We start from the raw sequence: 26,069 nt of genomic DNA, 5'->3' as shown, positions 1-26,069 counted from the left end.
TCATGAGTGCTCCTTATCTCACCTGCATACTGTTTGTGACCAGATTCCAGAACTCGCGTCCTGCCTCGAATGAAAATGGAGGTTGATCAGGTCGGGGGCCGCGCCGTGACAACTCTGTCCTGATAGACAGGCCGCGCTTTTCCTGTTCGGGAGAACGGAAACCATAGAACTCAAACCGATAACCATCGGTTTGAGGATCGCCGTTGTCGTTGAGGCCATACGCCTCGATACCAGAAAGGCCCACGATACTCCGTTTGGTTGCCTGCGGAGGCCATCTGTATGTTGCCTCCTGTACCGACATAGCTTTCCAAATATCAATGGAAAACCCGAAATTCTGGTCTATGTCCACATTTGTAAGACGAAATGTTGTTCCGAAGTCAAACTCCGGCGGCAAGGCAACAAAACCATCTTTAATGCAATATCCTGCCTCTTTGGGAACCGCTGCCATATCCCGTGGACGGGTGGCATGGGCAATGCGGAACAGGCGGGTCAAACGGGATTCGCGCTCATTCTTTTTAATCTTGCCCGTGATTTCGAAAAGATGCCCATCTGCTAGGAAATAGGTTTCGGAATCATCCGACGGGGGGATGTATTTTGGATCAAACTCATCGAAGAAATCGTACAAAATTATTGTAACGTCTTCATCCGTCTCTACTCCCCGAAAACGGACAAAAGAAGAATCCTCTATTGGTCCTCCTTTCTCCATCAGGACTTGGCGTTCAGCAATATTTTTTTCCAGATCGCGTTGGGTTGCCGGACCAAGATTGGTGATGGTAAAATCATCAATCGTCGTATTTAGCATGTTTGGCTGCAAAACCTTTGGAACATCGGCGACATACCGCCCGAAGCAGACCGGACGTGTTTCGAACCATTTCTCTTTCATTGTCAGGTTTTCCTTCTGCGCATGTGCTGTGCCGCCCATCCATAAAACTGCCAACAGAATGACAAACGGGTATCTCATGAGGCTGCTATCCTTCCGATTAGACGTGCTTTGGCATTATCGTTGAGGGAACGCTCTGTCAGGATGTCGGCAATTCTGTGATCGGCTTCCATCTCTTCAGGCGATATTGCCGCAAGGTTGGACGCAGCCTGCCTGATCGCGTCGCAATCCCGCATGCCATTTTCCTTTAACCATATCCAGAGTTGATCAATCCGTGCTTGCGCTTGTGCAAGATCAAGCCCGTTTGGTCCGGTCGCGGCAATATCGGTGGCAAGGCTGGTGCGGATGTTTTCTTCTCTCACATCGTCCAAAGCGGCCAGAAGAGATGCATCCAGATGCCGGAATTCCGGCATCTGGGGTGCCGTGTGCGGGGCCAGTGATAATTTTCTGAACACAGGACGGCCGTGCTGTCTGGCAAGTATAGCTGATACCGGGGAGCGCAGCAGACCACCAAGCACAGCCTTGCCTCCGTCGCGCGTGGCAAGGCCGCTAAGGTTTCCGCTTTCCCAAAACCTGAAATAGTACCATTTGTCGGTTGCGTCGCGGATACGGGTGAATTTGCGAAAATGGCGACGAATATCGTCGAACGGCGCACGTGAACGGATATAGATGCCGGGATCCTTGTCCCATAATCCACAAATCCCATTTGGGCCGGTAAACAGGGTCCTGGTCAGACGGCTGTCTTCTTTGAGTTCGACCAGATAGGGGGCCTGTTCGGTCAGTTCCTTTTGCGCGGCCCCCTGAAATAGGGATTGATAGCGAAGCCCGGAATTTTCGAGATGACCGGTTAGCAAATACGGCATTTTGGCCGCGTCAAGAATGGCATAGGTCCGCATAGGTGGCACACGGGCGATGTCGCCGTCCGCTGCCCTGGTTTCGACCGCCGAGGGCGTGGGTTGACCGAATAATGGGTTTTCAAGTTTGCCAGGCACATTCATCGGCGAACGGGTCCCCATTTGCATACCAAGCGGTTCGATATTGTCGATGTCTTCGATTTTAAGCCAATCGACCGGTTCCGGTACTGCAAGGGGGACCGCAGCAAGCGGACCGATCTCTACCGGATGTCCGTCATGGACCTGCCGGGCCAGATCAATGGCTTCTTTGGCGCCGGGATTGCGGGCCATCCATCCGGTGGCAGGCATCACATCTTCGGACCACAGCAGGTTAAGTCGGCCACCCACTTGCTCTTCGGCAAGATGTGCGCCCAAAGCCGCATCAAATCCTTCCCGGTTGTCAGTCCAGACTGCTACATATCCGTGTTTGCCTGATTTTGCGATTTCTTCACCAGTATCGTTTCCAGTTTCCGACACTGGATCTAAAAACTGGCAATGCCCCAGCCAGGGAACGGCGTTCTTGTTTAAAGGACTCATTATTTGTTTCCTTGCTGACAAAAAGTTCCCTGAAGACCAGCCTGCACCGGCTCCCGAAATCAGTTCTTCAAAACTGGCAAGATTTTTACCATGTAGGGTTGAGTATATCCTTTAGAAAAACACTTTTTTTGTCAAATTTTTTAGAATTATCGATAAATGATTGATATAAAGTCATAAAACAAAACATCAGAAAAATATGATTTATAAAAATCTACCTGACACTCACTTATAGGAGGAACATGCCGGGGCCGAAGTGAGGACAAATATCGGAATGGAATATCGGCAGAGGCGGGTGGCCTCAGTACCTGATTTTGTGCAAGCGTCCGGCACCACATTTCCGGGTGTACTCGCAGAGACAAACGATAAAGGTCAAATCGGGTTTCAATTGTGATTGGCAGTGTCTTAAGCGGCCATGTTATTGATATGGAAACCGGCAAAATTTTGCCGGTTTACTTCTTCTGGCCGAGGATGCGGACTATCGCCGGGAAGTCATATTCAATCTCGCAAGTCCGATACCAGCGTTTGCCGTCTGGGTCCCTATGGGTGGTGATGGTGTAGCTTTTCATGGTATTGTGCAATTGAGTAACAGCCTTTGGATCACGGCTCCGGACCCGCAGTTTTTCAATGTTTTTGACAAAACATGCATGAATTTCGCGGATATTGGCGGGCGGTTACAGATCCGACAGAGTGTGTTTTTCCCGGTCAATCTCCAGCCGGGTTAAGCGTATTTGTTCGGTATTGTCCTCGCATCAGGCTTTTAGCTCGTTGGTGTCACAGCTCAAGTCGAAGGTACTCAGGGCATGTTCGACGTTTGGACGCAAGTCTGCGAGCTTCTGGGGGCAACCGCAGTTCCTGACATACCTGAAAAGATCAAACTGGCAACATTTTATTGAGCTACGGAAACGCGCTGTTATGTTTTTCGAGCAAAGGAGTATATGCACACCGAAACAGCCGGACGGCTTTGAGTTTAGATCAAATTCGTCAACAATATGGAGCGGCTCAGGCGGGAGACAGGTGTGCTGGTACCACCGCGGCAAGGCAATTCCGGGTATGGCAAGCTTACTGCCGTCAAAAATTGGCCTTCATCGACAAAACCTCGGGCAGGAGCACGGGTTGGGCACGCCGTGCGGGTAAAGGCTGGTCGATCCCCCTTTGGGCGCTTGCACGCTCAAACCTTTATTGGTGCTCTGATGCATGGTAGGTTTCTATATTTGTGACCCAGTTGGTCCCGAAATTTTGCAAAGGCGCTCGATAACCTGTCCGGCCACAAGAACTCTGGTGTGGCTTGAGATCAGTGCCTGCTTCCTTTTTCATCCTGCTTTGCACTCCCGATCTCATTTGCTTTGAAATGGTTTTTTCGAAGCTGAAGACGCTGATCAGAAAAGCGGCGGCGCAGACATATCAAGAGCTTTGGCAGGGTGTTGGCTAAGTTTGTAACCAATTACTTTTAAATTGTTATCGCGTGGTGTATCTACGTTACTTATACCTTTGTTTTTTTTTGATTAATACGTTTTAAAGTGAATAATAACATTTAAGGAATGAGAGAGTCGTTTAGATGAAGGAAAATCCCACTAAACGGGCAAGCTACCCTCGAGAGAGTCTCCGTCTCATTCGAGAACATATGGCGAACAATAGCTGTTTACAGCCTGCTTACGCAGCGGTGAACCATATTTGTCATATTTTTGCGCGCCCAGCCTTCTATGAGATGTCCGACTCCTGTAATTTGAAATGCGAAGGATGTTACTTTTTTGACCCAGGCACTCTTCACGCCCAAAAATTAGATAGTTCTGAATTTGACGAGAAATGGAATGCGCTTTTGGCGCAAGAGAAATTACGTGGCGTGACTATGCCCTATTTTTTAGGGGCGGAACCAGCTCTCGAACAAAAACGTCTGCTCGTTGCCAAGCGTTATTTCCGTAGGGGAAATCTTGGAACCAACGGAACAATACGTTTAGATCCAGAAATTCCTTTTCGAATTAGTATTTCGGCTTGGGCCGCTGACGAGAAAAGCGACAGCTGGCTGCGCGGTGCGAGTGCGTTGCGTAAAGCTCTTCGCCTTTACCAAGGAGATAAGCGTGCAATCCTACTCTATACTGTAAATCCGACAAATATTGATCAAGTTTCAATAATGGCTCGTATTGCTCGCGATCATGGCTTGCCGCTTACTTTTAACCTATGGTCTCCAACAGAAAGTATATTGTCACGTCTATCGTCATTCAATGGAAACGATAATGAGTTTTTCCGAATAAGCACTCCTGAAAATTCTTTGTTGTTTGATGACTATGATCTTCAACGGACGCGCGACACTTTAGACCAAGTGATCTATGACTTTCCAGATACAGTTATTTATTCTCAATCCTATAACCATTGGTCTACCCGGAAAGGCCGTCTGTATACATTAAATCCTGAAACTAATATTGCTGAAGATTGCGGCTCTCGAATCATTGGTAATTTTCGTTACTATGGAATGAATCTTCAAACACAACCTGTTAAATGCTGCACCGCAGCAGTGGATTGTGAGAACTGTCGTTTGTACTCAGGGGGATGGTCAAGTCATTTTTCTCCAGCACCCAAACAGATTGAAAGTTTGGCGGGTTTTGTGGATTGGCTCGAAACAGTACTTACGATTGGTAAGATCTTTCTCTTACAGGAAACGGACCCCGAAGCATTTGTAAGCGGCTCTAATCGTCCGAAAATGGCCATGGAAACAATGAATTAAGAGATGGCAAGATGTCCATTGTACCAGCGCTAAAGCTTAAACAGCAGTCCGAAATTCGCCGTGTGTCAGCTTTGCGTTCTATGTTGGATGCAGAATCTTTTTGGCCAAGTGAAATTCTTGAGCAGCCGTATGTCAAATTGGAAACAACAACCGGTCCGTTATTATTTTTGACTGGGCCAGATTTAGTCCAAGCGGCTATAATGGAACCGTCAAGTAGATTGCCCCGCTCGCGTCTGCAGCAACGGTTTGCAGGTAATGGTACGGGGCGTGAAAACGTAATTACGGATACGGGAAATCGTAGCCAAGTGCATCGCCGAAGTTTGGCGCCTCTTTTTAAGGCACAAATGCTCCCCGGATATTTTTCCTTTGTTCAACAAACCATAAAGCAGGCTATTGATCCTTGGTTCCAAGCTGCTGATACTGATATCTCTGTTGATGTTATCCGAGGATCGGTTCACGCTACATTCGGAGTAATTTGGCAGATCATGTTTGGTGAGGCAGGTAAATTGACTCCCCCAAACATTGTGTTCTCCTTGGCCGAATCCTTGTTTAACGCTGGTGCCACCAATCGACTCCGTGCAACATCGGAGGCGATTGAATACGCAACTAAAACAAGCTTACAGTTTTTACCCGATTACCCTTTAGCACCCGGGACACCTTTCAGCCGTGTGCCGCCGGAGGGATTGCAACTAACAGAACAAGAAAAAGTCGATAATGTTCGATTTCTGATAACGGCAGGACATGAAAGCACCGCATTAACTATTTCTTGGGCAATGCTGATGTTAGCCCTGCATCCTGAACTTCAAGAAAGTATTGCAACTGAAGTTCGCAACAAAGCAGGCTTTGGGCCTATTACTTTACAATCGTTGCGTCAGATGCATCAGTTGGGCCGTGTCTTAGATGAAACAATGCGGTTGTATCCGGCCGCTATTGTCGTCAACAGGGAAGCTGCAATCGATCTTTTCTTGGGTGATCTATCAGTTAGTGCTGGAACCCAAGTTGCGATCTGTTTTTATGGTATGCATCGGCATCGTAGTTGGTGGGATAATCCTGATGATTTTGATCCTGGGCGTTTTGACCCAGTTAACAAAAGAATTTACCACCCCTCAGCATTTATGCCTTTTTCTGCAGGTGCGCACAGTTGCCTTGGTGGACATTTGGCGTGGACTGAGGCCATGCTTGTCTTGGCAAACACGTTGCGTGATATGAAATTTACTTTGAAGGGTGATGTTGCCAAGCCTCTTGCACGATATACCTTGCGCCCTGACCGGCCTATCTTGTTGAACTTCATGCGCCGCTATTAGGGTCATTTGCGGCCGGGAATATTTTCAAAATCATTTAAATGTTTGCCGAGACAGAGTAAAAATAGAATTATATTCTATAAGAAATATATATAAATCAAGAGATCGGTGTGAGGTGTGATATTTTTCATTAAATAGCAATAATAATGATGGGGTGTGTTTTTTAGTATAAATTAAATTTCTGTATTTTATTATTTTGCAATAATTATTAATATTATTAATCGAATTTCATAGAAGAAAGAGCATCTTATGAAAGACGGGTATTTTCTTTCAATTTACGCCCATATTTGCTCTATTGCAGCGATGTACTCCATTCCTCGGCGGCACGATCAAGCAATGGCTCTGTGGTGTCGCTCTGGAGAAAGTCTTGTGCTTTGTCGATATTGGGAGTTTGAACGGTTAACCGGAATTAAGGGGCACGCATTGTCTTTTCCGGATGAAAACTCAGCCTATGAATTTATAGCAGAGGCGCTGCTCTCCGAGAACTTAACATTGAACGATCTAAATGAAATTATTGGAACACCGGGACTTTCTGCGCCAACCCAAATAAACAATACAGACTACAATCTTGATTTACCTGTTGCTTATCATAGCCTTTGTCACATTTATAGCGGGCTCCTAACGGACTCTGATGTTTTCTATGAACAAAATATCCTTTGTTTATCTATGGATGCGGGCCCTGATCACGTCATAGACTATGATTCGTGGGCGAAACCACATTATGTTGGTGCGCTTGCTTGCCAAGGGTCGGTCACATTATTTTCTGTGCAATCTCCCGCTCTTTTTTGGGCCATTATGCGTGAAAAAAGCGGGCTCGCGGAAGGTTCCTTAATGGCATTGGGAGGGGCAAGTTTAGTCAGAATCGATCTACCATTTCCACCGGCTCCGGCTATTCGATCAGTTGAAGACCGCTTTGCGGCGTCAGACTGGATCGACGAAATTATGAGTATAATTGAACAAGCTGCTGAATATGATCCTGAAAAATTTTACTGTCCGCAAGGAAAGTTCAGTTTGGCTGAAAACAAAATTGCATTGTTGGTTAAAGTTATACAAGAAACGTCTTTTAATATGGTTGCCAACGAAGTTGAGCTAGCGCTGAAGAAGTTTAATATTGCAGCTGATAACATGTATTTATCGATGGTTGGAGGTTTTGCTCTAAATTGCCCGATAAATGCTAAATTACTAAAAAAATTTGGGTTTAAAGGACTTGTTGCGCCCCCAGTGGTGAATGACTCAGGTATAGCGCTGGGTATGGGGCTCTATCATGTGGCAAAAAGTTCTGATTTTTTTCGATTTAAAATTGAAACCGCTTTTCATGGTAGGAAACATGAGATTTCGGAACAAAGAATAAAAAGCTCAATGTTTGCAGACTGGGTATTAAAAGTTGAAGATTTAGTGATCAGTCAAGTAGTAGATGACATTATATGTGGCCCGATCATATGGTTCGATGGTGCGGCTGAAATAGGACCAAGGGCATTAGGGCATCGTAGTTTGCTTGCTGATCCAAGGAATAGGGTTCATAAAGAGCGCCTTAACTTAATTAAACAACGAGAATGGTGGCGTCCGGTTGCGCCAATTGTATTGGCCGAAAGCGCAAAGGACTGGTTTGAATTAATCGGGGGGTCTCCCTTTATGCTTCAGGCCGTAGCGATTCATAAAGAATTTGCAGATCGGATATCCGCTGTTTCTCATCTCGATGGTTCAGCACGTGTGCAAACATTAGAAGTTTTTGATGATTTGTTGCTTTCTAGCATTATCAGAGAGTTCTCCAATAAAACTGGTGTGCCGATATTATGTAATACTTCCTTAAACGATAAGAATGAGCCGATTATTGATGATCCTCTACGAGCTATTGAATTTGCATTGGAAAAAGGTGTTGAAGTTGTTTACTTGAATGGGAAGCGTATCCAACTTGCCAAGCTCGAAGCAAAAAATGTGTTTCGTCGCGTGCACGTTCGGTTAGCTAGAAAGTATTTTACACCTCCACCTATGACGGAGGATTGGATGGAAAAATACAATCCGCACCGAATTTCTCAAAAAGAGTTAACATTTTATTTCTCTAATCCGCGTTTTTTTAAATTTGATTTAACTGAAATGAAAGACGTCGAACATTTTCGGCGCCTTGTTCGTGTTAGTAGAAGCCGTCGTGGAGATGACTTGGATACCATGATGGCACCGAGTGGAATGCGTGACGGTGGACTTGTTGTTGATTAGTTTTTGATTGATTAAACACTTAATAATATTTTAAATTTTCAAGATTGCTCGTACATGGAATTCCACAGCCTCCAATATCTTGTTTTTTTACCATCTGTTGTAATATTGCATTTTTTATTGCCGTTTCGGTTTCGTTGGGCCTTATTGTTGGCGGCGAGTTATTTTTTTTACGCATCTTGGCGTGTTGATTTTATTGTGTTACTCGTTGCGTCGACCTTAACAGACTATATTGCTGGTTTATGCTTGGACACAATAGAAGATAAAATTATAAGAAAGTTTGTTCTTGGTGTCAGTCTTTTTGTTAATTTAGGTCTCTTGTTCATATTCAAGTATGTTGATTCTATTTGGGTCGCAATATCAGGTGTTCTTTCTTTTTTGTTTCGTGTAGATCCATCAAGTTTACCGGAATTTGATATAATTCTTCCGCTTGGGATCTCTTTTTATACTTTTCAGACAATCAGTTATACTATTGATGTTTATCGTAAACGTATAAAAGCGGAAAGGCATTTGGGATACTTTGCATTATATGTTGCGTTCTTTCCTCAATTGTTGGCTGGACCTATCGAGCGCGCCGCGCATTTGTTAAGTGAAATACGTGCTAACAGATCATTTGACGTGAGGTGGATTACACCGGCATACTTCATGATTGTTATGGGGCTAGCTAAAAAACTAGTAATTGCAAATCGGATTGGGCGTTATTTAGCGCCAATTATTGCAGATCCCCTGCATTATAGCCCACTAGAAGTACTGCTGACGCCAGCAGCTACAGTGTACCAATATTATTGTGATTTGTCAGGGTATGCGGACATAGCATTGGGGTCTGCTATGTTGCTTGGAATTCAGCTCAATCGTAATTTTGATCGTCCGTTTGCTGCTAGTTCAACTATGCGATTTTGGTATTGCTGGCATATCACCGTCACTGCCTGGTTCCGTGACTACCTACTGCGCCCACTTGTAAAAGGAGGGTCGGTTGCGGCAAGTAGACCTTTGGCCTTAATGATTACGGGCCTTGTTATAGGCTTATGGCATGGTCCTTCTTTGGGTTGGATAGTTGCTGGTTGTTCCGTTGGGCTACTTGCAATACCGGAAGGAAAATGGCTGCGTTGGCGCGTTCGGCACGATTTTAAGCCGCGTAATAGTATTCATAGATTTTTATGGTCGTGGATGGGGCGTCTATATGTTTGGATTGTAGTTTTTTTTCTTATTGGTCTGCCTTTAACTTGGAACGATATTTCGATCTTAAAGCAGGTTATAGTGCATATTATTAATTTACAAGATAATGAACTGGAATTTGTTTCCATAAATTTTGAGACAAACTCGCAAACTCTAGTGTTGTTGATAATATCCATTATCGCTCTTGAGACGTGGCAGTGGCTAAGTGCCAGGAGAGTTACGGAGAGAATTTCCGCCTCGATGTTTCTCGAGGTGCGTTGGTTGCTAGCGACATTATTTGGAGTTTTTGTTGTCATTTTTTCTGATTTAAGTCAACCTGGATTCCTTTATTTTAAGTTTTAAAGATATGAATGTTTTCAAAAATAAATACCCGCTTTGGCGTTATTTCGTGTCGATTATTATTTCGATTGGTGTTATTTTTGGGTTGAATTTTTTGAGTTTAAATGTGGCTTCAGAAGATTATTTGGAAGCAAAATTCTTAAAATCAGGTTTTTCTGTTCTGGAAAAAGAAAATATTGATGCTGTCAATATAGGAGGATCAGTTGGAAAGGCATTGCTTTTCAATGATATTGGCGTTAACGGATTAAATTTAGCATATGATGGTCGAGATATATTCGAAAATGAAGCCCTTTTGAAGATAATATTAAAAAAATCTCATAATTTGAAGACAGTTTTTCTTGCTTCTGGGCCTCTCAGTATGATGATGGATAATTCAGATATTTTTTATCTTATACGTCGAAGTTATTATCGCATCTTGGCACCTTATAGAGGGTGGCATCCTATAGAAGATGATTGGTCAAACTTGATCTTGGGTCGATTACTTCCTTTAGCTCGGAAGGATCGGTGGCGGGGTGTATTTGAGACTATAAGTAACAAAAAAAAAGATGTTTCCGTTGTTGGATGGAATCGTAAATATAATAGCCCGGCGCCCCCGGCGCCTCCATCTGTTGCAGATAGTCAAGAACGATTGAGGGCCAGTAACAATAGCCTTACTGTTTTGTTGTCGAGTTTGGAAGAAAATCTCTATTATGATCATGATTTACCCGAAAGGGCTGAGGCAGCGTTAATTCGAATTTGCCAGGCGGTGACATCTGTAAACATTAAACTCGTAATTTATACAACGCCTATTGCCGATATTCATTACGAACAAAGAGCTCCATTTTTGCCAGATGCTTTAGTATATTGGAATGGTGCTATTCGGAAATGCTCAGAGATGGGGGTGGAAGTTTTTCGTTTTGATAATGATCCAGGTTTTCATAAGGCTTACCGTCTTTTTGAGGACCCTGTGCATCTTAATGTTCTGGGAGCACATGTTTTTTCTCAATTGTTATCTCAGCGACTTGGTAACAGAGAAAAGAATTTTGCAAAATAATTGGTTTATTTTTTTCTTAGCGCTTGAATGCCGCAGGGGCTGGCCCTGCGGCATTATCTGAAAACCGCTTTAGCTAAGCGAAATGTTCTATGGCTTGAAGTCGGTCACGCCAAGATGGGTATCGAGATCAATCGGAACCGAGACATGGTCATGGATGATCCGCCAACTTCCTTCAAACTTCCGATAGCCGAGCGTTTCGCGCGACCACATGTCGAACCCTTTTCCTGCGATCGAACCGGCGAAACGAGTGAGCCCTGTGGAGAAGGCCACGTCGCCGGAGCAATGAATTTTTGTTACACCCCGTTCGAAAATCGGGTCAGCATCAAACATTTCGAAAAATCTTTTCCAGTGCGCACGGAACGTCTCCCAACCTTCGAAAATAAAGGGCGGCATCACGTCGTAGGCGAGGTAATCAGGCCCCGGATAGTAGGTTGCCATGATGCGATCAAGATCACGCGATTGGGCTGCTTCAAGCCATTCGGCTCTGAGTGCATGGATCTGTTCTTCGTCATTTTTCATGCTTATTTCCTTTCCTTGATTTATGCGGTTTGAAATAATGTCGCGGGTTTGATCTTGCGAAACGCGAGCGTTCCACCCCCTTCAATGCTGCCAATGTACTGCCAGCGACCCGACTGCTCGAACTCGGCGGTGATCGCCCGATGTTCGGTGCGATCAGCGTGGGCGAGGTTACCGCAGACCAAAATGCCCTTTGGCCGCAAAAGGTTTCCAAGCCTTTCGATGAGACGAAGCGTAGGTCCGAGCCCATCGAAAAATGCCAGGTCATAAACCCCGTCCAGTTCGGCCATAACCTTGAAGAAGTCTCCCGAATGAACCTTCACGCGTTCGTCGAGGCCAAGATTACGGATGTATTCGCGGGCCAGCGCAACATGCGCAGCATCGCCTTCGATGGTGTCGACACGGGTGTGTTCGGTCGCAGTCGCCAGAACACATGCTGTGTAACCGATTGCCGTTCCCAGCTCGAGTATCCGAATGGCGGGGTCAGTTCGCGCGATCGCCAACAGGCCGGGACCATCCTCGAATGTGTAGGCGTGGCATCCGTGCTGGCGCCGATGGCTGCGTGTGGCGGCCTGCAACGCGTCGAAGCGGGCAAGCTCGTTTGCGTTTGTTGTAAGCGTGATCATGCCATGTACTCGTTCAGCCAGGCGAGCATCGGCTCGGGGCGGCGTTGGAACTCCAGATATCCGTCCCATCGCAGAGACGTGCCTTCGATCCAGTGCAGCTTTTTTTGCGAGATCGGAATGGCATCGAACGTTGCCTGAACATCAGCCGGAGTGGTCAGAACATCGTCGTGCACCTGATATAAAAAGGTCGGTGTGTTCACACTGCGTGCCCACGAGTTGGGTGACATCTGGTCGAAGGTGAGGCTTGCTGCGAGCCGGATTTCGCGGTCAAGCTGATCCACACGATCCTCCAGTCCCATAGCCGCCAATTCGCGGGTCATCACCGAGCGGATAGACAAGGGTTGGCAAAGCAGCAAGCAGCGGACCTCCCGGAAGTAATCCGGTTGCGTGTGAATGGCATAGAGGGTGGCGTTCGCGCCGTTGCATCTTGAGAACAGGCCGATAGCCATATCTTTGAGGTCCTGTCGGCCTCGGGCATAGAGCAGGGAGCCGATCACGTCCCGTGCCTCGTAGCGACCGCCGCTATTCAGGCCGCCATTGCCGGATCCGCTCAGGCCAAAATTGCGCTCGTCATAAGTGAGGACATTGTACCCTGCCTCGTGCAGGAGGCGGTAGTCGGCGACGTAATCAACCTCGAATGTGTTGCCGGTAGCCGCACCGAAAGACCGCCATGGCTCTAAATGTGTTGGGCATCCATAGCGATTGAACATCATGGGATGATTGGCGATGACGAGACGATTTGAGCCGGAGCAGGGGATAAACCATGCTTCCAATCCTACACCGTCCTGTGATGGAAAGGTGATGTCTTCGTAATCGAGGCCCTCGTCTGCTGGCGTACGCAGGATAGGAGAACGGAGCGGATGGCTCCATCCCTGCGCGATAGCTTTAAGACGTTCTGCGATCTTATCGTTGGAAAGGGATTGTGGGTGGCTTGGGGCATCGGCCATGGGGTAACTCCATCTTTCGAAAGAACGTTTTTCGAAATTCAAGATACGAGTGGCTTTTCATTCGAGGAATGACGAAGTATGGTTGGTTATCATGCAAAAAACGAATGAGCCTGGTTTTGGCCATATCGATATTCGCGCTCTGCGCTTTCTTGCGGAAGTTCTGATGCGTCGCAGCGTCACGCAGGCTGGGGAGGCCTTTGGCTTAAGTCAGCCGGCCGCTAGCCGGTTGCTCGCGCAGCTAAGGCATGCGCTTGGGAGTGATCCCTTGCTCGTTCGTGCGAGCACTGGCGGTTATGTTCCGACCACTCGGGCAATAGAGCTACTCCCTCGACTGCACGAGGCGATTGCGGCGACGAACAGGGTGTTTGCGCAACCTGGGTTCGACCCGGGAAAGTCGGCACGGACGTTCCGTATCGCCACGACCGATTATGGTGCCGCAGTTGTCGTTCCGGCACTGGTGCGCGCTTTGCGTGCTGAAGCGCCTGGCATATCACTTGAGTTGTGCGCCTGGAGCGTTGAGACGCTGGGCGATCTTGAGGAGGGGCGGACAGATTTTGCTTTATATACCGACGAGATCCTTCCTCAAGGCTTTCACTACGCGCCGCTGTTCGACGAGAGTTTTGCGCTTCTGCTGCGCAGTGACCACCCCATCCTCGATTCAAGAGATCATTCCGGCCATATCGCGCCCTCGGAACTCGCAACGCTTCCTCGCGTGGTCTTGTTATATCCGGACGGCAGTAAAATGGGAGTGGACGATCCGCTGGCGGAATATGGCCGTCAATTCGGCCCGGGTGATCTGCGGACACCACATTTCCTGTCGGCTCCCTTGTCGGTAATCGGGTCCGATTTTGTCCTGTGTGTGCCCCGCCGTATGGCCCACCTGATGGCCACCGCGAATGATTTGGCCGTTGTAGACTTTCCAGAAGCGGATCCAATCACCTACTGTATGATCTGGCACGATCGAGCCGAAATGGATGCCGGTATGGCCTGGGTGAGGGACCGGTTAAAATCAGCCATTGGCCCTGTATCTGAGGATAAACTCTAGTCTGTAATTTTAAGCAGAAGGTGGCATGATAAAATGGCACTTGGCTACTGCTTCACAGTTTATCCGGTCCATGTTTAATACAAGAAAGCTGCGAACCTGTTTTGCTGCGTCTTTCTTTATCTTGCTTTCGGCTGGGTGGGGCGCTTGGGTGATGTACTACCGGTTAGCGGGACGACACGTACTGGATGAAGAACGGCACAATCTACGTATGCTTGAAAAGTTATACCTTTACTATTGATGACCTACCGGCGCAGAAATCTGTTGCAGGCGAGCCGGGCCTTTGACATTCCTGCCATGCCATTATGTTCTGTACGATCAGATTGCACATTCGGTGTGTGTAACCGCGTTAAATTGTACCAAATCCGTGGTTTGATGATGTTGAGAAGTAGGTTGTTCTTGCCGTGCCGCAGATCACATAATGATCTATAATATATCTTATGACAAATAATACGGCATTCTGAAACATTGCATTTCCACGGCTTATGGGCAAAGCGGGTAGCTCAGAAACAAATGCCTATCATATCTCGGGTTGACCGGGTGTTAAAAGCGCACAATGCAATTGCTACGCGGTTGCATTGTGCGCTGGTAATTGATAGGCATTCTCATGTGGCGGGTGCTTTGGCAGCGAGCATTAACACGGCATATCGTTCAGGCTGGGAAACGTCATCTCCAGGCATTGATTGCCAAATTACGCGACATTAAGGTGTCGTATAGGAATAACATTATGAAAAAACATTGGTTTAGCCGGGTGGCGCTGGGATGTATTGTTACATTTGCGCCGTTTGCGGCCCTGCCCGCAACTGCCAATACTGTTACCCACGAACTTGGCCAGGCAGAGTTTGATAAACCACCAACCCGCTTCGCCGTTTCAAATTGGGCCCTAACGGAAAGTTTGCTGGCGTTGGGTGTTGATCCTGTCGCTATTCCCGAGGTGGATGCATATCGCGAATGGGTGGTTGCCCCCCCATTGCCTGAAAAGTTTATTGACCTTGGAACACGTATGGAGCCGAATTTTGAAGCCCTGCGTCAAAGCAATCCTGATGCAATTCTGATCAGTTCCGATTCAGTGATGGCATATGACAAGTTTTCAACCGTAGCGCCAACGCTGGTGTACTCGATATACAATTCAAATGACGCGGCAATGGACCGGGCAGAGACTTTGTTGCGCAATCTGGGTAAATTAACCGGCAAATCAGCCAAAGCCGAAGATGTGATCAAGCAGGTTAATGCCCGTATCGCCGCCGCCGCCGAGCGCATTCGTGCGGTGAGCAGCACAGACAGGAAATTTGCCATTGTTCGTATTATTGATGAAACAAATTTTCGCATTCATGGCAAGACATCCTTGTTCGGGTCGGTACTGGCCCGCATGGGATTTGACAATGCCTGGCAAGGAAGTGTGAATAGCTGGTCCTTTCATAATGGAACTGTGGCCGACCTTGCCAGTATGGGGGATATCGAGCTTGCTTATATCGAACCGGTTGCGCCGACTATCAAAGCCAAACTTTTTCAGTCCCCTTTATGGAAAACGTTGCCCTTTGTACGCCATAACCAGGTTTATGCCATTCCATCAAGCTGGACCTTCGGTAGTGTTTTATCTGGTGCGCGTTTTGCTGAACAATTTGCGGATGCCATTGTTCGTAATTCCAAACCCTGAATACACGGCATTTGGCCCCCGCCCCAACCTGCCTATACAAACAGGAAAGCCCGTCATTTGTGTGACGGGCTTTCCTGTTGTTGAATGGGGATGTGTTGGATAGACGGACCTACCAGCTGTATTTCAACGTTGCCAGCACCGTTCTGCCTTCACCATAAAACCGGCTGCCAAATGTGTTCGACGATACATATTCCCGGTCCAGTAAGTTGGTTGCATTCACCGCGAGATTGACGTTATCGGTTACCTTGTAGTTCACCAGTGCATCGACCACGGCATGCGATCCCAATAGTTCGCCATTGGCATTGTTATTGTAACGCGACCCGACAAAGCGGAGCCCGGTGCCAAAAGTTAAGTCTCCGCGCGCGCCATTTTCGGGAATTGTGTAATCAATCCAGGCGGCTGCAGCATGTTCCGGCACCATTTCCGGGCGGTTACCAATGTTGCTGGTAACGACATCGTCTTTGATTTCGGCATCAAGATATGTATAGGCCAGAGTCAGATTGGTGCGGGCATCAAGCGATATTTTGCCTTCAACTTCCATCCCGCGCGAGTTGATTTCGCCAATCTGGGTATGTTTGGAATAATCTTCATTCCACTGCGAAACGTTTTCCTGTGTTAAGTCAAACAGCGCCACAGTAAATAATGCGTCCATTTCGGCGGGTTGATATTTCATGCCAATTTCGTATTGCGTACCCAACTGCGGTTTGGCTCCACCTGGAAGCGACGAGGTACTGCTGTAAACCGGTTCGAACGATTCAGAATAGTTACCGTAAACCGAAACCTCGTCTGTTGCCTTATAGGTCAGGCCAAGGCGCGACGTGAATTTGTGGTCGTCTCTTTCTTCGGTTGTCCCGCTGCTAAGTGTATCGACATCGCTTTGAACATAGTCGAAACGTCCACCCACGGTTGCGATCCAGTTTTTTGCAATCGTTAGCTGTTCCTGTGCATAAACCCCATAGGCTGCCTGGGTAATTTCCGTATCCGAGGTAAAGTTGATGTTGATGCAGGACAGGCCACAATAGGCCGGATTATAGGGATCAATCGGTGATGCCGTCCCGTCATATCGTTTTTCACGGTTTACATCACGATTGAAATCAAATCCTATCAGCGTCTTACTGCCAAGATCCTGGTTGATCGCGGTGTCATACTGCATCTGGTTGTCGATGGCAAAACGGTCCAGCTTGCCATAAATCGCAAAAGCGTTCCGGTTGCCAAGTGGGGCCGTATCGTTCAGATAAACCGTTTCGTAATCCAGATCGACATGAGTATAGCGCGCATTTTGCCGAAATTGCAGTTTGTCGGTAATCTGGTGGGAAAATTCATAGCCAAGATTGGTTTCTTCGGTATCGAAATTATTAAAATCCGGTTCTCCGAAAAAAGCGTCCCGGCTGGTTTCGATCCCGACCGGAAAGCCGTAACCCAAATTGCTTTTGCGCTTGTTGTAACTGGTCAGAATGGTTAATTCCGTGCCTGCTTTTGGCTTATAGGTAAAGGCAGGCGCAATATAGATGCGATCATCTTGCGAATAGTCCTGGTTGCGCTCCGCATTCTGCCACATCCCCGTCAGGCGATAGGTCCATTTGCTATCTTCCGCAACTGGTCCGGTTATGTCTCCACCTGTCCGTAAATGATTTTTACCAAATGTGGTAAAAACTTCACCCCCGGCTTCATCTTGCGGGTGTTTGGTTACCAAATTCACCAGTCCCCCCGGCCCGTTCATTCCAAACAGGCTGGATGTTGACCCTTTCAGGACATCAACCTGCTGAAGTCCATAGGGTTCCTGGCGGGCTGTCGTGAAGTTATAGGTGCGTGATGATAATCCGTCGCGATAGGTTGATAACGAAGAATAAAACCCGCGAAGACGCACATAATCATAACGCACATCCGATCCGTATTCACCCGATTGCACGCCCGCGCTATAAGCCACGACTTGCTGCACATCCTGTACGTTACGCGTTTCCATTTCTTTTTGCGTAATCACAGAAACGGCTGCCGGATCGTCGAGAACCGGCGTGTCGGTCTTGGAACCTGTCAGGCTGCGCGGGGCCACGAAACTATCGGTAATTGCATTTTTGGGGCCGGTATCCTGGTCGCTATTGGCAACAATCCGTACCGGATCCAGTACCATGCCGTCGCCATTGGTGGCCCCTGATACCGCAACCACCACAACCGTACCATCACTGGTGATGTCGTAACTTAACCCACTTCCCGAAAGCAATGTTTCAAGGGCTTGTTCTGCTGTCATGGTGCCAGCGGCGGCCCGGGCATTAATATTGCGTGCCAGCGCCCCGTCTACCGTTACCTGCACACCGGACTGTACCCCGAACTGTGTCAGTGCACTGGTCATTGGCTGGGCTTTGATAGCAAATACATGTGTGGCTGAAAGGTTCGTTTTTTGTGGCCCGACCGGTACCTGGGCCAATGCCGGGCCAATGCCCATTACCGGTACCAAAGCAGTCGTCATTAAAAGTGTACTGGCGATCATTGCCACGCAGCCACGACGATAGGTCATGACGGCTCCCCCAATATTCATTTCCGGTCTCCGTTTGTGGTCTTTTGTCAAATGGCAACGCGACTGCGAATGAAAATGCGTCGCATTGCTGTATAAAATACAAAACGGAACCCACCCGGCTTTTTTCAAAAAAAGTTTCAGATTTTCAAAATTTACGAATTCAGGGAGTTTCAGGACGGCGAAACGACCAATAACCACGGAGTAATTTCGCGTACAATCGCATTTTGCGCCCGTGCGATACCCCGAAGGGCCGCGACCGGGTTGTGCAGGTTATAAACCCCGGTTACAGGATGCATCGAAAGCTCATTACTGGTGACAACTATTTTGCCGCTATAATAACGTCTTAACTGATCAACGACTTCACCCAGTGGCTGATCCTGCGCGATAAGCTGATTACGACGCCAGGGTGCAATATCTCCCTTGCTGACATCGTGGCGCTTTACGCCCCCTGCCCAGCCAACCCGCGCACTTTGGCCTGATTTTAGTAATTCCGATATGGCTGGTTGCGCACGCATATTATCAACCTGCACCAAGCCATGAGCAACGGAAACGGTGGTACTGCCAATATTATCGCTGACATCAAAACCGGTGCCAAGCACGGTCACATTTACCGCATCGGATCGAACCTGAAACGGGCGGTCAGGGTTGTGGGTTACTTCAAAAAATGCTTCACCATTTAACAGTGTTACATGCCGTTTCCCGGCCTCAAATTTCACGCGAATGGCTGTTTCAGGTGCCAGTACAACCTGGCTGCCATCTGCCAGCGAAACAGTTTCAATTTCACCGCTGCCGGTTCTGTAATCTGCCTGTATTCGGGTTATAAGGTCGGGTGCCATAACAGCGGTAACCAGGGTTGCCGCGATTGCCGCACCGACAAGCACGTATTTGCGCAAGCGGGATTCTTTTTTCCGGGTAAAACGGCTGCTTGCATCGACGATTGCATTTTGTTGTTCTGGTGCGTTCTCCGTGCGAGATGCGCGCGATTGGTCCAGATATTTTTGCCAGTCACTATCTGGTTGCGGCGGGATGCAGGCCATTAACCCTGCCGTTTTTTGAATGGATTGCCAAGCCTGACCATGAAGCGGGTTTTGGTTTAGCCATTCATCAAATTGGGCATGCAGCGCGTGATCTTGCGGGTCTTCCTGCAACAAAATCAGCCAGTCGGTCGCTTCTTTCAAGATCCGTTTTTGCACATGATCCTGGATAACTGCATCATCTTTGCCTGTCATCTCTTTACCCTAATTCCACCGATAGCCAGGCTGCATTACTTTGATGATTTAAAATGCCCCACACTTTATAGACGTTTGGCGTTGATGTTTTTCTACAATATTGTTTCGGGTTACGGCGAAAATTTTTTAACCGGGGCGCCTGTTTTACGGCCATTCCAGCCGTTCCCTGCAATGTGCAACCCCTTCGGCGATCAGTTTGTGCGCCAATGGCACCGAGATATTAAGATATGTCGCAATTTCGCGCAGTTTGGCGCCGCCAAAACGATGCATTTCACAGGCGATGCGTGTGCGTTCGGGAAGTTCGGCCAATGCCGCTTTCATACGGGTAAATTCATCATTATAAAGGGCGATGGTTTCCGGATCGGGGGCATCGGCGGGTAAATATCGAATAGCATCGTCATAATCGCCTGCTTTGGTCATACGACATTCGCGGGCATGGCTGCGTTTGCTATCAAGCGCCAAATTACGAACAATCCTGTAAAGATATCCGGTCGCATCCTCTAGCAGGCGGTTGTTTGATGCCTCGTCAAAACGAAGCCATGCTTCCTGCACCAGGTCTTCGGCATGTATCGCGTTGCCAATAATTGTGCGGGCATAATTGATCAACGCCGGGCGCTGGCGCATAAAAAGCATCAAGGATGTTGATTTACCAGTCAAACTGCGCCTGCCCTGCACGAAGGTAACGGGGCCAGTCCCCGGGACTTTTCCTTCTGACAGGAGGCTTATCGCAAATGATATTGATTATCAATATCCTTATTGCTGTTTACGGGCAGCTTTTCAATATGGATGCAGTAAGGTTTTGTAAAATCGAAAAAATGCCCGATCCGGTTTATGCCAACATAGATTTAAGGTTTTGCGACAAACCGGATCGGGCATAGAGTTATGGTTATGTTTTGTTCCTGGATGACCTTTGAACCCGGTTTCTGAGGATACCTATTCCTTCGACTTCGAGTTCGACGACATCGCCATCTTCAAGAAATTCGAAACGCTCCAGGCCACAGCCGTCATTAACCGTCCCTGAACCAATGATCTCGCCAGGATGTAGTGTTTCGTCCTGTGAAATAAACGCGATCATTTCATCAAAACCGTGCAAGATGGGTGCCGTTGATGTATCGGTCACAACTTTGCCGTTGATACGCGCGACGGTGCGCAGATTATGCGGATCGGGAATTTCATCACGTGTGACGATCACCGGACCAAACACATTCCCGCCATCAAAACTTTTGCCCTTTGCCGGGCCGAGCCACCCGGCCATTTCGCGTAATTGTGTGTCCCGGGCTGAGAAATCGTTGAATATTGTATAGCCAAATACGTGGTTAAGGGCCTCCGCGCGATCAATGTTACGTCCCCGTTTGCCAATCACTGCGGCAACTTCAAGTTCGTAATCCATATAGTCGCTATAACCGGGCCAGATCACATCGGCATCATGGCCAAGAACAGAAAATCGGTTGGTAATATAAAAGATCGGGTGCCGGCGATAGACCTCTGTAACTTCGCCTTCTGCAAAGCCGGGATCAGGTTCGCCTGCCAATACAGCACCAAGGCGGTGCATTCCGTTAGGTGCATTGGCAATGTGGCGCGGAAAGCTGGAAGCATCGCGAATTTGGCGGGGCTCTGGCAATGGCGCAAGCAGTCTAACGTCGGAAACAGTATACTGTGGTGCTGTCTTTGCGGCGTGTTGTGCACGATCCAGACCAGCTTCTCCGGCATCAATCAATGCAAGCATCGACATCAATTCAGGCGCACCTGACGCAGTCAGATCCAGCAGTTTGTCATTCGTTACCAATCCAAGCCGGGCGCCATTTCCGGCATCAAATGTTGCCAGTTTCATAACTTTCTCCTTTAATCTCGAATAATTGCAACGGGGCGACACCAACCGGCACTTGCCCCGGTAATTTTTACGGGAAAACTGATTACCTCGAACCCGGTGTCAGGCAGGGTTTCAAGATTGGCCAACTTCTCGATCTGACAATAGGCGCGTTCCATGCCAGCGCGGTGCCCTTCCCAAATCAGGTCGGCATTGCCGGTTTTTGCAACACGCTGTGCAGTATGAACAAACGGGGCGTCCCAGCTCCAGGCGTCGGTTCCGCAAATACGAACACCCTGTTCCGTAAGATAAAGGGTGGCTTCCCGGCCCATACCGCACCCCGAAGGAACATATTGCGGCGTCCCCCAGGCAGCAGCGGCCGCGGTATTTACCAAAACAATATCTCCGGGGGATAACGTATGACCAATCCGCCTGAGTTCTTCTTTAATCTCGTTGGCTGTCACAACATGGCCATCCGGCTTGGTCCGAAAATCAAGTTTGACGCCCGCCCCCATGAACCATTCAAGTGGCACTTCATCGATTGTGATTGCCCGTGCGCCGCCATCCATTGTCGAATGATAATGGTAGGGTGCGTCGACATGAGTGCCATTGTGGGTGGAGATATGGGCCATTTCAACGGCCCAGCCTTCGCCTCCCGGAAGCTGGTCCTGGCTTACGCCGGGGAAAAACTCCAGCAGATCCTTTGCCGTTTCATCGTGGCGAGAATATTCAATTTGTGGTGCCAGGCCCGGCGGGTCTGCATAGGTAGTGTTTTCAAGTGGACGGGCAAGATCAATAATACGCATGACGTGGTCTTTCAAAATTTAAGCAGGGCAAGTGTTATTGACGGGAACAGGATGACCAGCACCAGCACCAGGGCCATAATGGCGGCAAAGGGTGCAGCACCACGAAATACATGGCCAAGATTGATCCCCTTGTCGCGCAGGGTTGCCTGTACGACAAAAACCGACAAACCAAGCGGTGGTGTTAATAGGCCAATTTCCACAGCCAGGACCGTGACCAGACCAAAATGAACCGGCTGAATGCCCAATTGCTGGGTAATGGGAAATGCAAGTGGCACTGTCACCAGCATGATGGAGGAAGAATCAAGTACAGTGCCCATGAACATGAGCAACAGACTGTAAAGAAACAGAAATCCAAGCGGCCCGATCCCTGCTCCAATCGCCCATTGGGTGATGGATTGCGGCACGCCGGAAAATCCCAACATGCGTCCATAAATTGATGCCCCGACAATAAGGAAACACACTGCCGCCGTAACGTGGCCGGTTTGCTGGGCGATTTTCCATCCCGCACGCAACCCGATCCGGCGCATTGCAATACCAATTCCCAGCGCCATAAAGGCACCGATGGCACCGGCTTCTGTCGGGGTAAAGAAGCCAAGGTAAATTCCGGCAAGGACGATCCCCGCGAGAAGAAGAACCGGTAAAATCAACCACCCCGACGTTTCTGTTTCAGTTTGGTCCTGGGCAAAGGCATCATCGTCAGAAACAATTTGCGTGAATTTTTCCGGGCGGAATTTCCCTAGCAAATTGAGGTAAATAATATAGGCCAGTGTCAGCAGTAGCCCCGGTCCGACGCCACCGACAAACAGATCGCCAACTGAGCTGTCCGTCAGGATTGCAAAAAGAATAAGCAATAATGAAGGGGGAATAAGCATTCCAAGGACAGACGAGCCTGCAACAAGACCAACTGCAAGTGAACGATCTGTTCCGGCACGAACCATTTCCGGAACAGCAACACGGGCAAAGACCGCTGCCGAAGCAATGGAAATACCTGTGATTGCGGCAAAAATTGCGTTCGACAATACAGTTGCGATGCTTAACCCGGCACGCCAGCGCCGCAATGTACGGGCGATAATGGCAAATGTATCCCTTCCCAGCCCGGATTCCGCAACCGTAAGCCCCATAAGAACAAATAGCGGGACAACACCGAACGTATATTCGGCGATACTGTCACTTGCAGAAAGGGCGACAAAGTTAAGCGCCAGCTTTAATTGTCCGGTAAGGGCCCACATCCCAAGAAGGGAAATGCCCGCCAATGCAATCGCAACGTAAATACCTGCATAAATCGCAATGCCGATCCCGATCAGGGATAAATAGCCGATCATAAGATGGTCCATCAGCGACCTCCCGGCAAACGGCGAGCGGCAATGACGGCAGCCAGCGCAAATGACAGCGCCAACAGCATGGCACCTAGTGCTATGATCAGCAGAAAAGGCCAGACCGGCATCTGAAAATGACCGGAAATTCCTTCGGTCTCGCCACTTTTCCAGACAAGCAGAACTCTCGGCCAAATCGCCCAGGCAAGGGTTATGCTAAATGCCATGCCGCATAGCTGTGCAAGCATATCCATCAGAATGGATATGCGCGGGAAGCTCTCGGCAACCATCAGCATGATGCCGTTGGACCGGATCATTTCTCCGCACCGGTGTGTGTGCGCAATCTGCAGAAATACGATCCCGACAATGGAATATTTGACCATTTCCGGAACCCCCGAAATCGGCGCCAGAAACAGGTTGCGACCGACAACATCGGCAAGAATCAGAACCACCAATAACAGGATCCATGCCGTTGCCATGATATTTGTAACAATCATTAAACTGTCGGCAAAACGAACCAGGAGGGACGGAGACAAGTCACCGTCCCTATCCCCGTTTGCCTTGTTATGGGCAACGGATGTCATTTTACCAACCAGTCCCGTGGCAGTTTTACACCTGCATCCTTCAGGTGCTGGATATAGGTGTTGATAACTTCTGTTCCCGGAAGGCCCAGCTCATCCTGTTCATGGGCCCAGTTTTGGGCAATAGGGGGTAAGGCGTTGGCCCATGCTTCGCGCTCGGACGCAGGAAGTTCGGTAATTGTCGCCCCCCCTTTTTCCATCGTGGCAAAAGCGTTTTTAACGCGTTCCTCCAACCCGGTCCGATAGGCCGCGGCGAAAGCCTTGACCCCTGTGCGAAAGGCAGCCTGTACAGGCTCTGGCTGGCTTTCAAACCAGCTTTTGCTAACGGCAATACCACCGGCATATTGGGCGCCGAAATGGGTGCGCGTGACATAAGGGGCCACTTCGTAAAGTTTGGCAGCAGAGGCGGCAGTGGGAAACACAATGACGCCATCGGCAACGCCGGTTTGAATATCGTTATAATAGGTGGTCAGGTTGCCCGAAACTCCGACTGCACCGGTATTTTCCAACCAGGTAACGGCAGAACCGGGAGCATTGATTTTCTTGCCTTCCATATCTTTCAACGACGTGACGGGAAATTTCGTCATTAAAAGGTAATCTTCAAGGCCAAAGGCACCACCAAGATATTCCAGATCATGGTTTTCCCAAAGGGTACGCATTCCCGGAATTTCATCATGCATCTGGTCGACGGTTTTTAAGACAAGGTCAACGTCATCTGAGCCGAACGGGGTAACATAGGTTACGTTTTGTAGCGAAAGGTTGGATGGTTCAAACAGAGTTGAAACAATGCCAACCTGGGCCAGGCCAAATTCAATTGTTTCAAGTGCACCCCCTGGTTTGGCGAGGGTGCCGCCATAGGCCTCGTTCCAGTTGATTGTATAATCGGTGCCTTCCAAGGCGGCATTGACCGAGGGAATAAATGTTTCCGACAGAGTCTTGACCCATAGGAAAACCGGAGGATGACCGGCAACCGTTGTGACATTAATTTCTTCGGCGTAGGAAATTGTCGGCATCAAGGTGAAAGCAAGTGCCGCAATTGCGGCACGTATTGGTGTTCGTTGCATTATTTTTTCCTCCCATTGCGTCAGCAAGAAACTTTGGGCAAACTTGTTCTGACAACAAAACTATCTGGACGTATGTATAAAATGTCAAGAGAAACAAAAGAACCTGCCGCAACATCGCAAAAACCGGTCCCTACCGTGGATGGCAGATTGCTGCGGGGAGAAGCCACACGGGATCGCGTTCTGGATGCGGCGGAGCGATGTTTCGCCCAGGACGGCTTTGACGGTATTTCGATCCGTCAGGTCGCAACAGAAGCAGGCGTGACATTGGGTGTGGTCGGATTCCATGGGGGTTCGAAGAATGAATTGTTTCGCACTGTACTGGCAAGACGGGTTGAAACCCTGAATGCTGCACGACAGAGCCGGTTACAAAAATTGAAAGAAACGTCTGACAGCATGACGATCGAGGCGATTGTTGATGCTTATGTGGCGCCCTATCTGGAATATGCGTCTGGCGGCGATGCGCAATGGCGGGCATATGCTAAATTAATCGCCCGGATTGCATCGGACGACCGGTACTATCCTCACATTCGGGAACTTTACGATCCGGTTGCGATTGAATTTCTGGATGCATTGTTGCCGCTAAGCCCTGGTCTTAGCCGGGAAACACTCGCCACATTGCTAACGCTTAGCGTGGCAAGTCTATTGTCCATCGTTGCCAGTCGGTCACGCATTGCCGGTTTGGCAGGAACAGATGTAATTCCACCATTACCGATTGCGTACCGTGAGACGATTGTCAGTTTTTGTGCGGGTGGTATTCGGGCAGTGGATCAAATGAAAAATGATAACAATGGGTAAGGACGGGGTGCTTGACTGCCGGTCTTGCCGGGTAATTTTAAAGCTGCAATTGTTCCATTTGGGTTTATGGTTTTAAAGTTCGACC

General features: G+C 48.5%; 21 protein-coding genes. 8 read left to right on the top strand and 13 right to left on the bottom strand.

Annotated features, from left to right (window positions below):
• Positions 1 to 13 precede the first annotated feature (13 nt).
• Together J4E05_RS18855 and J4E05_RS18850 are read right to left on the bottom strand one after the other, a co-directional pair.
• Complete coding sequence (locus J4E05_RS18855) at positions 14 to 961, bottom strand: Tli4 family immunity protein (RefSeq protein ID WP_349598825.1); 948 nt, start codon at positions 959 to 961, stop codon at positions 14 to 16.
• On the bottom strand, positions 958 to 2,310 hold the full coding sequence (locus tag J4E05_RS18850) for a DUF4123 domain-containing protein (protein ID WP_349598822.1): 1,353 nt from the start codon (positions 2,308 to 2,310) through the stop codon (positions 958 to 960). Before J4E05_RS18850 ends, J4E05_RS18855 begins: the two co-directional genes overlap by 4 nt.
• A 1,621-nt stretch (positions 2,311 to 3,931) precedes the next feature.
• On the opposite strand from J4E05_RS18850, the gene J4E05_RS18845 reads away from it, so the two are divergent.
• The 5 genes from J4E05_RS18845 to J4E05_RS18825 all read left to right on the top strand — a co-directional run bounded on the left by J4E05_RS18845 (position 3,932) and on the right by J4E05_RS18825 (position 11,089).
• Positions 3,932 to 5,029, top strand: coding sequence for a hypothetical protein (locus J4E05_RS18845; protein WP_349598819.1), 1,098 nt, complete (start codon positions 3,932 to 3,934; stop codon positions 5,027 to 5,029).
• Positions 5,030 to 5,040: 11 nt separating this feature from the next.
• Entirely contained in the window at positions 5,041 to 6,333 is a 1,293-nt protein-coding gene (locus J4E05_RS18840) for a cytochrome P450 (RefSeq protein WP_349598816.1), read from the top strand.
• Between the two features lie 246 nt (positions 6,334 to 6,579).
• Positions 6,580 to 8,544: a carbamoyltransferase C-terminal domain-containing protein gene (locus tag J4E05_RS18835; RefSeq protein WP_349598814.1), complete on the top strand. Its 1,965-nt coding sequence runs from the start codon at positions 6,580 to 6,582 to the stop codon at positions 8,542 to 8,544.
• Positions 8,545 to 8,598: 54 nt separating this feature from the next.
• Complete coding sequence (locus J4E05_RS18830) at positions 8,599 to 10,059, top strand: MBOAT family O-acyltransferase (protein ID WP_349598811.1); 1,461 nt, start codon at positions 8,599 to 8,601, stop codon at positions 10,057 to 10,059.
• Positions 10,060 to 10,105: 46 nt separating this feature from the next.
• The gene (locus tag J4E05_RS18825; protein WP_349598808.1) at positions 10,106 to 11,089 is read left to right on the top strand and encodes a hypothetical protein; all 984 of its coding nucleotides are present in this window, start codon (positions 10,106 to 10,108) and stop codon (positions 11,087 to 11,089) included.
• Between the two features lie 87 nt (positions 11,090 to 11,176).
• Here the strand turns inward: J4E05_RS18825 and J4E05_RS18820 are convergent, their stop codons facing one another.
• Genes J4E05_RS18820 through J4E05_RS18810 form a run of 3 tightly spaced genes read right to left on the bottom strand, consistent with a single transcriptional unit; the run spans position 11,177 to position 13,178 of the window.
• Entirely contained in the window at positions 11,177 to 11,608 is a 432-nt protein-coding gene (locus tag J4E05_RS18820) for a YybH family protein (RefSeq protein ID WP_349598805.1), read from the bottom strand.
• 20 nt (positions 11,609 to 11,628) lie between these two features.
• On the bottom strand, positions 11,629 to 12,231 hold the full coding sequence (locus J4E05_RS18815) for an O-methyltransferase (protein ID WP_349598803.1): 603 nt from the start codon (positions 12,229 to 12,231) through the stop codon (positions 11,629 to 11,631).
• Positions 12,228 to 13,178 carry an alpha/beta hydrolase family protein gene (locus J4E05_RS18810; RefSeq protein WP_349598801.1) on the bottom strand — a complete coding sequence of 317 codons (951 nt, stop codon included), beginning with the start codon at positions 13,176 to 13,178 and terminating at the stop codon, positions 12,228 to 12,230. Before J4E05_RS18810 ends, J4E05_RS18815 begins: the two co-directional genes overlap by 4 nt.
• Positions 13,179 to 13,269: 91 nt before the next feature.
• Between J4E05_RS18810 and J4E05_RS18805 the strand changes: the two genes are divergently transcribed.
• Both J4E05_RS18805 and J4E05_RS18800 read left to right on the top strand, forming a co-directional pair.
• On the top strand, positions 13,270 to 14,223 hold the full coding sequence (locus tag J4E05_RS18805) for a LysR substrate-binding domain-containing protein (RefSeq protein WP_349598862.1): 954 nt from the start codon (positions 13,270 to 13,272) through the stop codon (positions 14,221 to 14,223).
• Positions 14,224 to 14,947: 724 nt separating this feature from the next.
• A complete protein-coding gene (locus tag J4E05_RS18800) occupies positions 14,948 to 15,877 on the top strand; it encodes an iron-siderophore ABC transporter substrate-binding protein (protein ID WP_349598799.1) in 930 nt (309 codons plus the stop codon).
• Positions 15,878 to 15,986: 109 nt separating this feature from the next.
• Here the strand turns inward: J4E05_RS18800 and J4E05_RS18795 are convergent, their stop codons facing one another.
• The 8 genes from J4E05_RS18795 to J4E05_RS18760 form a co-directional block, all read right to left on the bottom strand.
• A complete protein-coding gene (locus J4E05_RS18795) occupies positions 15,987 to 18,410 on the bottom strand; it encodes a TonB-dependent siderophore receptor (RefSeq protein WP_349598797.1) in 2,424 nt (807 codons plus the stop codon).
• A gap of 149 nt (positions 18,411 to 18,559) precedes the next feature.
• Positions 18,560 to 19,618 (bottom strand): FecR family protein, encoded by a 1,059-nt coding sequence (locus J4E05_RS18790; RefSeq protein WP_349598794.1) that lies wholly within the window; start codon positions 19,616 to 19,618, stop codon positions 18,560 to 18,562.
• A 144-nt stretch (positions 19,619 to 19,762) separates the two neighbouring features.
• Complete coding sequence (locus J4E05_RS18785) at positions 19,763 to 20,275, bottom strand: sigma-70 family RNA polymerase sigma factor (protein WP_246832911.1); 513 nt, start codon at positions 20,273 to 20,275, stop codon at positions 19,763 to 19,765.
• 229 nt (positions 20,276 to 20,504) lie between these two features.
• Entirely contained in the window at positions 20,505 to 21,449 is a 945-nt protein-coding gene (locus J4E05_RS18780) for a fumarylacetoacetate hydrolase family protein (RefSeq protein WP_349598791.1), read from the bottom strand.
• 11 nt (positions 21,450 to 21,460) lie between these two features.
• Complete coding sequence (locus J4E05_RS18775; protein WP_349598788.1) at positions 21,461 to 22,231, bottom strand: cyclase family protein; 771 nt, start codon at positions 22,229 to 22,231, stop codon at positions 21,461 to 21,463.
• A gap of 11 nt (positions 22,232 to 22,242) precedes the next feature.
• The gene (locus J4E05_RS18770; RefSeq protein WP_349598785.1) at positions 22,243 to 23,565 is read right to left on the bottom strand and encodes a TRAP transporter large permease; all 1,323 of its coding nucleotides are present in this window, start codon (positions 23,563 to 23,565) and stop codon (positions 22,243 to 22,245) included.
• Positions 23,565 to 24,080, bottom strand: coding sequence for a TRAP transporter small permease subunit (locus tag J4E05_RS18765; protein WP_349598783.1), 516 nt, complete (start codon positions 24,078 to 24,080; stop codon positions 23,565 to 23,567). Before J4E05_RS18765 ends, J4E05_RS18770 begins: the two co-directional genes overlap by 1 nt.
• A gap of 44 nt (positions 24,081 to 24,124) precedes the next feature.
• Positions 24,125 to 25,189, bottom strand: coding sequence for a C4-dicarboxylate TRAP transporter substrate-binding protein (locus J4E05_RS18760; RefSeq protein WP_349598780.1), 1,065 nt, complete (start codon positions 25,187 to 25,189; stop codon positions 24,125 to 24,127).
• Between the two features lie 81 nt (positions 25,190 to 25,270).
• Between J4E05_RS18760 and J4E05_RS18755 the strand changes: the two genes are divergently transcribed.
• The gene (locus J4E05_RS18755) at positions 25,271 to 25,984 is read left to right on the top strand and encodes a TetR/AcrR family transcriptional regulator (RefSeq protein WP_349598777.1); all 714 of its coding nucleotides are present in this window, start codon (positions 25,271 to 25,273) and stop codon (positions 25,982 to 25,984) included.
• The last annotated feature ends 85 nt before the right edge of the window (positions 25,985 to 26,069 follow it).

Source organism: Thalassospira sp. NFXS8 (genome assembly GCF_040148805.1).
Taxonomy (GTDB): Bacteria; Pseudomonadota; Alphaproteobacteria; order Rhodospirillales; family Thalassospiraceae; genus Thalassospira.
Note: the sequence above shows the minus strand (reverse complement) of the source record. Positions and strands in the feature narration are given on the sequence as shown.